General features: G+C 66.0%; 9 protein-coding genes. 3 read left to right on the top strand and 6 right to left on the bottom strand.

The features are described 5' to 3' along the window. From OKW26_RS15570 to OKW26_RS15545, 6 genes are all read right to left on the bottom strand, one after another. The gene (locus tag OKW26_RS15570) at positions 1 to 1053 is read right to left on the bottom strand and encodes an ABC transporter ATP-binding protein (protein ID WP_184067782.1); all 1053 of its coding nucleotides are present in this window, start codon (positions 1051 to 1053) and stop codon (positions 1 to 3) included. A gap of 2 nt (positions 1054 to 1055) precedes the next feature. Next, positions 1056 to 1919, bottom strand: a complete 864-nt coding sequence (locus OKW26_RS15565; protein WP_429354303.1) for an ABC transporter permease — start codon at positions 1917 to 1919, stop codon at positions 1056 to 1058. Between the two features lie 262 nt (positions 1920 to 2181). Next, complete coding sequence (locus OKW26_RS15560; RefSeq protein WP_429354302.1) at positions 2182 to 3477, bottom strand: MFS transporter; 1296 nt, start codon at positions 3475 to 3477, stop codon at positions 2182 to 2184. Positions 3478 to 3625: 148 nt separating this feature from the next. Then, on the bottom strand, positions 3626 to 5434 hold the full coding sequence (gene treA / locus OKW26_RS15555) for an alpha,alpha-trehalase TreA (RefSeq protein WP_429354301.1): 1809 nt from the start codon (positions 5432 to 5434) through the stop codon (positions 3626 to 3628). Between the two features lie 353 nt (positions 5435 to 5787). Next, positions 5788 to 7284 carry an alkaline phosphatase family protein gene (locus OKW26_RS15550; RefSeq protein ID WP_429354300.1) on the bottom strand — a complete coding sequence of 499 codons (1497 nt, stop codon included), beginning with the start codon at positions 7282 to 7284 and terminating at the stop codon, positions 5788 to 5790. 349 nt (positions 7285 to 7633) lie between these two features. Further along, positions 7634 to 9550: a potassium transporter Kup gene (locus OKW26_RS15545; protein ID WP_429354299.1), complete on the bottom strand. Its 1917-nt coding sequence runs from the start codon at positions 9548 to 9550 to the stop codon at positions 7634 to 7636. A gap of 404 nt (positions 9551 to 9954) precedes the next feature. Here OKW26_RS15545 and OKW26_RS15540 point away from each other — a divergent pair, with 404 nt between their 5' ends. From OKW26_RS15540 to OKW26_RS15530, 3 genes are read left to right on the top strand one after another with little or no spacing between them, the layout of a single operon-like run. Then, complete coding sequence (locus OKW26_RS15540; RefSeq protein WP_429354298.1) at positions 9955 to 10650, top strand: TetR/AcrR family transcriptional regulator; 696 nt, start codon at positions 9955 to 9957, stop codon at positions 10648 to 10650. Further along, on the top strand, positions 10647 to 11612 hold the full coding sequence (locus tag OKW26_RS15535; RefSeq protein WP_429354297.1) for an HlyD family secretion protein: 966 nt from the start codon (positions 10647 to 10649) through the stop codon (positions 11610 to 11612). Before OKW26_RS15540 ends, OKW26_RS15535 begins: the two co-directional genes overlap by 4 nt. Then, the gene (locus tag OKW26_RS15530; protein WP_429354296.1) at positions 11609 to 12589 is read left to right on the top strand and encodes an ATP-binding cassette domain-containing protein; all 981 of its coding nucleotides are present in this window, start codon (positions 11609 to 11611) and stop codon (positions 12587 to 12589) included. The genes OKW26_RS15535 and OKW26_RS15530 overlap by 4 nt, the downstream gene beginning before the upstream one ends. Positions 12590 to 12594 lie beyond the last annotated feature (5 nt).

The following is a 12594-nucleotide window of genomic DNA, read 5'->3' as shown; positions in this document are numbered from 1 at the left end:
TCAGGCGGAAAAAAGCAGGCAATCTTCGGTTCTGAAGCACGCGTGCAGCGTGTCGCCCGGCGACCATGCGCCGGCACCGGCGTGCGCGGTGTTCGGCACGAGCGCGACGAGGCTCTGGCCGCGCTCGCTCGTGAGGCGCAATTCGACGGTCGCGCCGAGATAGATCCGCTCGGCCAGCCGGACCGGGATCGACACTTCGCTGTGCTCGGGCGCCGCGGCGAGACGCAGGCGCTCGGGTCGGATGCCGAGCGTGTTGGCATTGCGCGCGGCCGCGTTGACCGTGAACTTTTCGCCGTTCGCGGTGATGAACTGGCCGTTGTCGACGTGGCCCGCGAGGAAATTCATGCGGCCCAGGAAGCTCGCGACGAACGGGTTGGCGGGCCGCTCGTACAACGCGTCCGCGCTGCCGATCTGCTGCACGCGTCCGTCGTGCATGACGGCCACGCGGTCCGCCATCGCAAGTGCCTCCTCCTGATCGTGCGTGACGAAGATCGTCGTGAGACCGAGACGCTGCTGGAGCGCGCGAATTTCTTCTCGAACCTCGACGCGCAGCTTCGCGTCGAGGTTCGACAACGGCTCGTCGAGCAGAAATACGTCGGGCCGGATCGCGAGCGCGCGCGCAATCGCGACGCGCTGCTGCTGGCCGCCGGACAACTGCCGGGGATAGCGTTCGGCGAGCGAGCTCAGCCGCACCATGTCGAGCGCCTCGCGAATGCGCGTGTCGCGCTCCGCCTTCGGTACACGCCGCATTTCCAGACCGAACGCGACGTTCTGCGCGACGGTCATGTGCGGAAACAACGCATAGCGCTGAAACACCATGCCGGTATTGCGCTTGTCGGGTGCGAGCCGCGTGACCTCGGTGTTGCCGATCCAGATTTCGCCGTCGCTCGGCTCGACGAAGCCCGCGACCATGCGCAGCGTCGTCGTCTTGCCGCAGCCGCTCGGGCCGAGGAACGCGACCAGCTCGCCCTCGGCGATATCGAACGACACGTCGGCGACCGCGGTCGTCGCACCGTACTGCTTGCGCAGATTGCGCAGGGATACCTGAGCCATGATCAGATCACCTTGCCGAGCTTCACGAAACGATCGGTGATCAGCATCACGATGCCAAGCAGCACGATCTGCGCGGCCGATACCGCCGCAATGGTTGGGTCGAGATTGAATTCGAGGTACTGCATGATTGCGATCGGCAACGTCGTCTTGCCGGGGCCGACGAGCGGCAAGGTCATCTCGAGGTTCTCGAACGAGACGATGAAGCCGAACAGCGTGGAGGCGACGATCGCCGGCCGCAGCATCGGCAGCGTGACGCGCCACAGCGTGCGCCACGCACCGGCGCCGAGATTGCGCGCCGCCTCCTCGACGGTGGTGTCGAGCTGGCCCAGGCTCGCGGTGACGAGCCGGATCGTCCATGGGATCGTCAGGCAGACATGCGCGAGCAGCAGGCCGCCGAACGTGCCGACGATGTCGGTGTCGAGCGCATTCTCGGCGCGCAGGTAGAACAGATAGGTCGCAATGCCGGCGACGATGCCAGGCACGACTAATGGCAGCAGCAGCGTATTGCTGACGAGGCGACGCCCAGCAAACCGGTAGCGCGCAAGCGCGAGCGAGGCGGCGACACCGAGCACCACGCCGCCGATCGCGGCGCCGGCCGCGAGCTTCAGCGACAGCACGAAACCATTCGCGAACGCGTCGTTACGCCATGCGTTGACGTACCACGACAGCGTGTAGCCGGACGGCGGGAACGTGATGATCGCGTCCTTGAAGAAGCTCAGCCAGATCACGAAGATCAGCGGGCTCAGCATGAACAGATAGATGAGCGCGACGCCCGCCCTGACGAACCATTTCGCCGGGGACAGACGTGGGTGGGACAAAGCGCGCGCGGAAACGATGCTGCTACCGTCGATCGGAACCTGCGTCACCGCGCTTTCTCCTTGGTCGGGATTACACGTTGGGGTGTGTCCGCCGGAGTGGCGACCTCAGGCCACCCCCCGCTTCGCCTCGGCTGGTCGCAATGTAAATTTGCATAGCCTGACGAACTGCGATTCACAGTAGCATGAATAAAAAAAGGAGCAAAGCGGGTTCTGGCTAGACGCGCGCTGGGGTTTACGCGGGCGCTGGTCGCCCAGGGGAAAGGTGTTTGCGCCGCAATGGCAAACGCGTTGACCGTCGAGGAGGCTTGTATCAGCGCGCCACCGCTGCCCGTGCCCTGCCCGACTTTACGCGCCAGTTCGCGAGCGCGCCGAGCGCCATCAGCACGCTGGTGCCGAGAAACACCGCGCGCATGCCGATGTGTCCGCCGACGAAACCGCCCAGCAACGGGCCAGCCACCTGCCCCGCGTATTGCGACGACACCGAGTACCCAAGGATCGCGCCCGTCACGCTCGCCGGCACGTTATGGCGGATCACGCTCGCGATGCACGGCAACAGGCCGCCCAGTGCCATCCCCATCAGGAAACGCAGCACGATCAGTTGCCAGCTCGCGGTGACGAACGCCTGCGGAACGAGCAACACCGCCGATACGGCGAGGCAGCCGACGATCACATTCCAGTGCCCGGCGCGATCGGCGAATTTGCCGAGACGCGACGACGAGATCACGCTGCCGAGCGCCGCGCCCGACATCACGAAGCCCGCGACCATCGTGACGCTTTGAGGCTTCGTGAGCTGGGCGACGTAGACGGTGATGATCGGCTCGATCGACATATTCGCGACCATCAGCAGCAGACCCGTGGCAAGCATCGCGATGGCCGGCCGCTTGTCGTCCACCGAGGCCCATGCGCCCTGCTTCGGCGCGCTGTCCGCGCGCTTGCGAACCGGCATTTCGCGAATCAGGAACGCCGTCGCGAGAAAGGCGACGAAGATCGCCGCGCCCGAGGCCCAAAAGGTCGCGCGGATGCCGATCAGCGGCGGCAGGAAGCCGCCGATCAGCGGGCCGACCAGATTGCCCGCCATGATCCCCGACGACAGCACGCCGAGCGCCCAGCCCGAACGCGCCTTCGGCGTCTGCGTCGCGACGAGGATCATCGAGCCCGACGCATAGCCGCCGAGCAACCCGGCGAGCAGCCGCAACGCGACCAGCTGCCACGCCGAGTGCGCCATGCCGATCAGCGACATCGCGACCGCCATGCCGAGGCTCGAGCGGATCAGCATCAGCTTGCGGCCGTAGAGGTCCGCGAGCTTGCCCCACAGGGGCGCGACGAGCGCGGCGCTGAAGAAGGTCGCGCCGAACGCGGCGCCGGACCACTGCACGATCGCCGCATGATCCTTTACGCCGAGCTGCTCGACATAGAGCGGCAGGAACGGCAGCAGCAGCGTCATCGCGACGATGGTCGTGAACGAGCCGAACACGCACACGCACAGATTGCGCTGCCAATGCGCGGCGGCTTCATCGCCGGCCGGCGGGGCGGCCTTGGCTGTCGCCGTGGCCTGCGCCTGCGGCGGCACCGGTTCGGCCGATGGTACGTCGAGCTTGCGATTCATCTTCGAGGCTTTCCAAGGTGACGAGGGTCTGTTCGAGCTATCCAAAGCATCGTAACGGGCTGCGCCGCCGCCAGGCAGTCAACCCATCATCCTGGTATCGCTACTACCTCTTCGGAACGCGCGGGCCTGGCTGCGCGCCTCTTTGCAACTAGTGGCCCGCGGGCGACGTGCTGTGCGACGTCTGCGGCGCGGCCGCCGCCGATGCCGCCGCATCCGACACGCCCACCGCGCCGCCCGGCAGATCGGCCGGCTTCGTCGAACTCACCGCATCCGGATAGAGCTGCATCAGCACGCGCAGCACGCCATTGGTCCAGCCAAAGCCGTCCTGCAGCGGATACTCGCCGCCCCCCGCCGACTTGCCGCTCGCGTCGACGTCGTACTTCTCGACCAGCTTGCCGGTGCGCTGGTAGTACGCGACGTCGGTGCGGATCCAGCGCGTCGCGATATCGCGCGCGAGCTCCGGCTCGCTATAGCGGCGCAGCCCGATCACCGCGAGGTACTGCAGCGGCGCCCAGCCGTTCGGTTCGTCCCACTGCTGGCCGGTGTTGGTCCGCGTCGTCGCGAGACCCCCCGGACGCAGCAGATCGCGCCGGATCGTCTGCGCCACTTCGCGCGCGTCGTTGCGTGTCGCGACGCCGGCGTAAAGCGGGTACACCGTCGCGGCAGTAAGCCGGTGCGTGAGCGTGCGGTGCACGAAGTCGTAGTCGCCGAAAGCGTGCAGTTGCGGATCCCACAGCACCCGGCGGATCGCATCGGCGCGCACCCGGGCACGTAGTTCGAGATTCTCGGCGTGGCCTGCATCGCCGGTCACACGGTAGGCTTTCGCGAGCGTGCGTTCGAGGTCCACCATCAGGCAGTTCAGGTCCACTGGCACTAGCGAGGTCACGTCGATGCTCGCGAGCGTCCTGCCGTCGGCGAACCAGCGCGAGCTGAAGTCCCAGCCGGTTTCGCCGCCCGCGCGCAGGTTGCGCCACAAATCCCGCGCATCGCGTTGCGGCATCCGCTGCGCCGTCATCACATCCTCGCGGTACGACTCGTCGCGCGGCGCCGCGCGCTCGTCCCAGTAGCGATTGAGCAGCGTGCCGTCGGCGAGGCGCACGAGATGGTGGGCCGCGTTGCCCGGCGCGAGATGGTCGCTGCCGGCCATCCAGTACGCGTATTCACGGCGCAACTCGGGCAGATAGCGGGCGTAGACCTGATCGCCCTCCTTGCGCGCGACGAGCTGCACCATCTGCGCGAAGAACGGCGGCTGCGAACGGCTCAGGTAATACGTGCGATTGCCGTTGGGGATGTGGCCATAGCGGTCGATCAACGTCGAGAAATTGTTCAGCTCGTCGTCGACGAGCGCGTGCTGGCCGCTCGCGTCGAGCCCCAGCAGGATGAAGTACGAATCCCAGTAGTAGATCTCGTCGAAGCGGTCGCCCGGCACGATGTACGGCGACGGCAGCGGCAACAGCGACGAGTACGGGCTCGCGCTCGCATCCGGTTCGCGACGCAGCACGTTCCACAGCGTATCGATGTGCGCGGTGACGCTCTCGTCAGGATCGGACGCGTAGCGCTTCGGCGCGCGCGGGGGCAGCGTGAAGCGCTGTTCGACAAATTGTTTCAGGTCGAAGCGCGGCTGAGCACGCTGGCTGTCGTAGTCGGCGATGACCTGGGCCGGCGGCTCGCCTGGCGACATATCGGCAAACGTCTTGCTGTCCGGGTAAAGATGCGCGAGTTCGACGTCGCGATACAGCTCGCCGTATAGCTCGGACGGCGGCGTCGGCACGACCGGCGACGGCTGCGCGTGATCCGTGTTTTCGACGTGCCGGTCCGCGGCGCTGCTGGCGGTATTCGCGGCGGCGGCCGATGCGGGCAGCGTAACGGCCGGCGCGGCCGGCGGGGTCTGGCCGACCGTCGGCGCGGATTGCGCAATGACGCTGGTGCTTGCGGCGAGCGCCAGCGCGGCGGCCACGGAGGCCACAATGCGGCGGTATGGCCGCTCGCGGGAACACCAAACGGGAAGATCGTAACGAAATGGCATCGGCGGACCCGTTGAGGACGACGCGGTGACGTCGACGTAGGCGGCCCGCCGCGCGCGCCGATGAGATGCTGCACGCTGCCGCGGGGCTTCGAGACGGTCTCGCCAGCAAGTGCGGGGCCCGCTTCGCAAAACGATGTCGCGCGCAAGCGTTTCTCACCAAACTGCGCTCAAGGCATGAGCCTTCATCAGGCCGTGCATCGCGCCGTGCGCGCTGCCATTCAGAATCCAGCGCGGCCCGGTCCGGCGCCGGCTTGCGGCCCGCTCATTTTAAGCGGAAACCCAGCTTAGCCTCCGGTCCGGAATCCTAGTGACGCCGCCTTCGCGCGCAGATCCGCGAAGCGGTCCGCCGTCGGGTTGATCGCCAGCTTTTGCGACTGATCGATCGCCGCTACGGAGCTTGACGGCGAAGGCGCCGTCGCCCCCAGACAGGTCCCGCCGAACGACCCTTGGGCGACCGTGAACGCGGGAGCGTCGGTGCGCGGCGCGTCGTCGAGATCGAGCGCGTAGGCGAGATTGAACGTCGCCGGATCGCTGCCGCGCACGCCAAGCGGCTGTAAGCCGAAGCGCCATTGCAGCAGCGCGTGAATCGAGCTGGGGTCGAACGGATAGCGCGTGATCGAGTTCGCGCGCACGCGCGGGCCAAGCAGCGCGAGCGGCACGCGAAAGCCGAGCTTGCCGTCGTTGCCGAGTGTGAGCTCGCTGTTGCTGATCGGCCTGGTGGGCGGCACCACGTGCTCGAGAAAGCCGCCCCATTCGTCGTAGACGACGATCATCAGCGTGCGGCTCCACGTCGGGCTCGTGCGCAGCGCCTCGTAGACCTGCGCGAGAAACGCCTCGCCGTCGCGGATATCGGCATGCGGATGATCGTCGGCGGAAACACCTTCCAGCTCGCCCGCGAAGGACGGATCGACCATGCAGAACGGCGGCAGCGTCCCGGCCGCGGCATTCACGAGGAAATCCGCAAACGGGCGCGAAATGCCCAGATAACGCGTGCCATAAAGCGCCGTGAACGGCACGTCGTGGTAGTAGTAGCGACAGTCGATATTGCCGTCGCTCAGCTTGTCCCAGATCGTGGCGAGCGACGAAGTGTCGGTGCTGTCGTCGAGCCGATCCGTTGCGCCGCTATGCAGATAGAGGCGATTGGGAAAGGTGCTGGTCAGGATGCCGCTGAAGTAGAAGTCGCCGATCGTATAACTGCTCGCCACGGCGTTGAAAAATTGAAGATCGACCGACGTGTAGTAGCCGATAGGCAGCAGGTCGCCCGGGATCAGGCTCGTGCCCGGCGTGAGCAGCCAGCCATTCATCGCACCCGATGCCAGTTGCGTGCGCGCCCCCGAGAAGCTGTGATTAGGGTCCTGGTAGGCGCACGCCTGATAGCCGTACGCGGCATTCGCCGCGAGGGAAAACGGCGTTTGCGTCGCGCCGAACGCGTCTTTGAAGTGCTGGTTCGCGGGCATGCCCTCGGCCCCCGGCACCCAGCCGAGGAAATGGTCGAAGGAACGATTTTCCATCGTGACCAGCACGATGAAGTCGATGCCCGAACTGGCCGGCGCGGGCAACGCCGGGCGCGGCAGGCTGTAGCGGTCGGCGGCGTTGGGCGATGGAATGTCGGTAATCGAGGACGCGGGCTCGCTGGCGCTCCCTCCGCCCGGTTGGCCGTCTCCGCCCAATCCACCGCCGCCTCCGCAACCCGATAGCGCAACGCTGCCGGCCACCGCGGCCACGCCCGCAAGAAAGCGGCGGCGGTCGTGTCCGTGATTCTGGTGAGTCTCGTCGCCCATGACACGTCTCCTCGTTGGATGCGGCGCGGGCGTCCGTCCATGCCAGCCTGCCGCGAAGCAAAACGCGCGCGCCGATTCGAGCGGCGGGTTGGTCGTGGGCAGCAAGTTTCGAACCCGAGGTATCCGAGGGCCGTTGCGAAGCGGCGCTCAATGCTAGCGTGGGACAAGGGCGATTCGCCTCCGCCTCGCGTGCTGACTACGCAGGCGCGGCGGTTACGGTGCTGACGCAGCCTGGTCACGCCAACCAGACTGACGAACTTACAGGAGACCACTCCTACTCGATGCCCGAATTGGCCGAGGAGTATCGAAGCAGGCCGGCCGCTGCTCCGCGCTTGCTGAACGGCGCGCTCTAGATCTCCACGCGCGCGCCGACTTCGATCACGCGATTGGCCGGTAGTTTGAAGAACGCCGCGATATTGCCCACGTTGTGCAGCATCACCGCGAAAAGCCGCTCGCGCCATAGCGCCATGCCATGGCCGCGTTTGGGCACCACGGCCGCGCGGCTCAGGAACCACGATGTGTCGTCCAGGTTGAAGGCCAGTTCCGGCGATTTGTAGGCGGCCAGCGTGCGCGGCAAGTCCACTTCGTCCTTGAATCCGTACTTCACCGTTGCGTGCCAGCAACCCGTGCACAGCGGCCTGATCTGCACGCGCTCGCTGTCGGCCACCCACGGCACGTTCTTCGTTATTACGCTCAGGAAAACCGTGCGCTCATGCAGCACACGGTTGTGCCGCAGGTTGTTGACGAGCGCGTGCGGCACCGCTTCGGCGTCCGGCGTCAGGAAGATCGCCGTGCCGCCCACGCGCGTCGGCGAACTTTCGAGCAGCGCAGCGAGGTACGGCTTGAGCGGCGTCTTTCCCGCTCGCACGCGCGCTTCGGCCAGCATCATTTCCCACCCGCGTCCCCACGTCGCCATGACCGTGAACACGATCGCGCCGATCACGAGCGGGAACCAGCCGCCATCGACGATCTTGAGCAGATTAGCCGAGAAGAACAACGCGTCGATCACGAAGAAGAACGCGGTGGACAGCAGGCACAGCAGCCAGTTGTAGCGCCACGCGTAACGCACGACGAAGAACGTCAGGAACGTGGTGATGAGCATCGTGCCGGTCACGGCGATGCCATACGCGGACCCGAGCGCCGTGGACGAGCGGAAGCCCAACACCGCCGCAACCACGGCGATCAACAGGATCCAGTTGATGCCGGGCACGTAGATTTGCCCGATCTCGCGCTCCGACGTATGCACGACGTTCATGCGCGGCAGGAAGGAAAGCTGCATGGCCTGCATCGTCATCGAATAGGTGCCCGAAATAACGGCCTGCGAGGCGATCACGGTGGCGATCGTCGCCAGCACGATCATCGGCACGATGGCCCACTGCGGGAACAGGCGGTAGAACGGGTTTTGCACCGCGCCGGGGTTCGCCAGCAGCAGCGCGCCCTGGCCCAGATAGTTGAGCGCGAGCGCGGGAAAAACGACGCCGAACCAGGTAAGGCGGATGGGTCGCTTGCCGAAATGGCCCATGTCGGCGTAGAGCGCCTCGGCGCCCGTCAGCGAGAGCACCACCGCGCCGAGCGCGACGAACGCGAGCCAGCGGTGATGCATGACGAAGCCGAGCCCTTCCAGCGGATTGAGCGCATACAGCACGACCGGCGCGGACATGATGTTCGCGACGCCCGCCACGCCGATCACGACGAACCAGAGCACCATCACGGGCCCGAACACGGCGCCGATGCCGCCCGTGCCGTGCTTTTGCGTGACGAACAGGATGATGAGCGCGGCGAGCGTCACTGGAATCACATAGGTCTTGAGCCCGGGCTCGACGACTTCGAGCCCTTCCACGGCGCTCAGCACGGAAATGGCCGGCGTGATCACGCTATCGCCGAAGAACAGCGCCGCGCCCATCACGCCCACCACGAGGAGGCCGCGACGCAAACGCGGCCGCGACGCGATCGACGACGCCGCGAGCGCGAGCAGCGCCATGATGCCGCCTTCGCCATGATTATTCGCCCGCAGGATCAGTACGACGTACTTGAGCGAAACGACGATCATCAGCGACCAGAAGATCAGCGAGACGATGCCGACGATATTGAAAGCATTGAGCGTGAGACCGTTGCTGGGATCGAACACGGTGGCGAGCGTATAGAGCGGGCTCGTGCCGATGTCGCCGTAGACCACGCCGAGCGCGGCCAGCGCGAGCGCTGGCAGAGCCGGCGACGCTTCACCGTGGCCTTCCTTCGCCGGCGCGCCGGATGCGGAATGTGCCATGTCTGCCTCCTCATACGAATCGCGCGTGAGCCGTGAGGGCCGCGCCGCGGGTTCGCTTCGATTCTTTCGTTTCGTTGACTTGAATTCGTTTGGGTCGTACGGGCTGGATCGTGCCGGGTGTGCGCTAGAGAAAGTATAGAAATTTCCGGCGAAAGTGCGCTTCGCGCGGGGATGCCAGCTGCCGTCCATCGTCAGCTTAACGTCAGTCGAAACGGCGAAAGCGAAGCTACCCAGGCAGTGACGTCGCGCGTTTCCTGACGCGGATCAACGAGAGAATAAAGGCCGCCCGCCGCCAGGGGTTTCCCCTCCTTCGCCATACCGGAAAATATCCTAGCATCAATGAGTTAAAACTAACTAACTCATCAATTAGTCTGGTGTCCATGCCGCAACCCACCCGTTCCCGAATGGGTCGTCGTCCTCATCCGCAGGACTTCGACGCACGCGAACATCTGCTCGATGTCGCGGTGGCGCTGTTCGCCGAGCGCGGTATCGCCAACACGACGGTTGCGCAGATCGCGGCGGCGAGCGGCGTGACATCCGCGATGGTGCACTACTGGTTCCAGACGCGCGAAAAGCTGCTCGACGCGTTGTTCGAGGAAAGGCTCGTCGCCGCGTTCGGCGCGATCTGGGACCCGGTCGATCCCGAACACGACGAACCGCTCGCGCTGACGCAAGGCATCGTCAAGCGCATGTTCGATGTCACCGAAACCATGCCGTGGCTGCCTTCGCTCTGGCTGCGCGAGATTGTCAACGAAGGCGGTTTGCTGCGCGAGCGCGCGTTTGCGCGCATCCCCGTGCAAAAGCTCGCCGCGTTCGGTCAGAACATCGCGCGTGGCTGCGCGTCGGGTCAGTTGAACGCCCAGCTCGAACCGTTGCTGCTGTTCAACTCGGTGCTCGCTCTGGTGATGCTGCCGCAGGCAACCGCGAGGATCTGGCAGCGCCTGAATCCGCGCACCTCGTTCGATCGCGCGAGGCTCGAACGCCATGTCGTCGCGCTGCTCGCGCAGGGCATGAGCGCAACCACGGCGGTCGAGACCAACGCCAAGGCCGCAACCGGGGCGACGTCCACCGCACGCCGCGCGAAGGGCAAGCCGTCATGATCGTGTTCGCCAGCTCATCCCGACGTGCCGCGTTGCTCGCGCTGTGCATCGCGTGCGCAAGCTGTTCGCGACCACCGGCGAACACGTGGCAAGGCTATGTGGAAGGCGAGTTCCTGTGCCTCGCGTCTTCGCAGGCGGGACAGTTGACCGAGCTCGCGGTCTCGCGCGGGCAGACCGTCGCGCAGAACACGCCGCTCTTCGCGCTCGAAGCGCAGAACGAAACCGACGCCGTCGCGCAGGCGGCCGAGCAACTGCGCTCGGCCCGCGCCCAGCTTGCCGACCTTGGAACCGGCAAGCGTCCGCCGGAAGTCGATGTGACGCGCGCGCAACTCGTGCAGGCCGAAGCCGATGCGGCGCGCGCCGCGACGCAGTTCCGCCGCGACCAACAGCAATTCGGCGTGGGCGGCATCGCGCAAAGCCAGCTCGACGACTCGCGTGCGACCGCGTTGTCGAGCGCCGCGCACGTGCGTGAGTTGCAAAGCCAGCTGGCCGTCGCGCGTCTGCCTGGGCGGATCGAACAGATCCGCGCGCAGCAGGCGCAGGTCGACGCGGCGCAGGCCCAGCTCGGCCAGGCCCAATGGAAGCTCGATCAGAAAAGCGTGCACGCGCCGCACGCCGGCCTCGTGTTCGACACGATGTATCGCAGCGGTGAATGGGTGCCGGCCGGCAGCCCCGTCGTGCGCATGCTGCCGCCGGAGAACGTCAAGGTGCGCTTTTTCGTGCCCCAGGGGGTGGTCGGTTCGCTCGCGCCGGGCCGTCGCGTATCGATTCATTGCGACGGTTGCGCGGCCGATGTGCCGGCCGTGCTCAGCTTCATTTCGGACCAGGCGGAGTTCACGCCGCCGGTGATCTTCAGCAACGAAAGCCGGGCGAAGCTCGTGTTCATGGTCGAAGCCCGACCCCAGACCGCCGATGCGCCGAAGCTGCGGCCCGGCCAGCCCGTCACGGTCACGCTGCAATGAATGCGCCCGCGCCCCCCGGCAATGCCAGCGACCCCGTGTACGCGATCGACGTGCAGGGGCTGAACAAGCATTTCGGCACCAAGCACGTGGTCAACGATGTCACGATGCGCGTGCAGCGCGGCGAGATTTTCGGCTTTCTCGGCCCCAACGGCAGCGGCAAGACCACCTGCATCCGCATGATGTGCGGACTGCTGACGCCCGACTCCGGCAGCGGCACGTGTCTCGGCTACGACATCGTGCGGGACAGCGCGCAGATCAAGCGGCGCACCGGTTATATGACGCAGCGCTTCTCCTATTGGGAAGATCTGACGATCCGCGAAAACCTCGACTTCGTTGCGCGCATCTACGAGATGAAGAACCGCCGCGAGGCGGTCGATCGCGCGCTCGAACAGCTTGGCCTTCAAAGCCGTGCGAAGCAGTTGGCCGGCGCACTGTCGGGCGGATGGAAGCAGCGTCTCGCGCTGGCCGCGTGCATGCTCCATGAGCCGGCCCTGCTGCTGCTCGACGAACCGACCGCGGGTGTCGACCCGAGCGCGCGCCGCGACTTCTGGGAAGAGTTGCATCGCCTCGCCGCGCGCGGCATCTCGGTGCTCGTCAGCACGCACTATATGGACGAAGCGGAACGCTGCCACAAGCTCGCTTATATCGCCTACGGCAAGCTGCTCGCGCAGGGCACGTCGAAACAGGTCATCGATTCGCAAGGGCTCGTGACGTGGGCCGTGTACGGCCAGAATCTCGTCGAGCTCGGCGACCGGCTGCGCCGCTCGCCCGGCGTCGAGCAGACGGTGGCGTTCGGTTCGTCGCTGCACGTGAGCGGTCCGGACACGCCCGAACTCCACACCACGATCGACCAGCTAGCTCATTCGGACCCAGTGCTGCGGATCGAACCACAGGAAACCGGCCTCGAGGACGTGTTCATCTTCATGATGAACCGCTCGACCGACAATTACGCCACCCCTTCGGGCAAAGCATCGTGAATTCC

This window comes from Paraburkholderia sp. 32 (genome assembly GCF_050435345.1).
GTDB lineage: Bacteria > Pseudomonadota > Gammaproteobacteria > Burkholderiales > Burkholderiaceae > Paraburkholderia > Paraburkholderia tuberum.
Note: the sequence above shows the minus strand (reverse complement) of the source record. Positions and strands in the feature narration are given on the sequence as shown.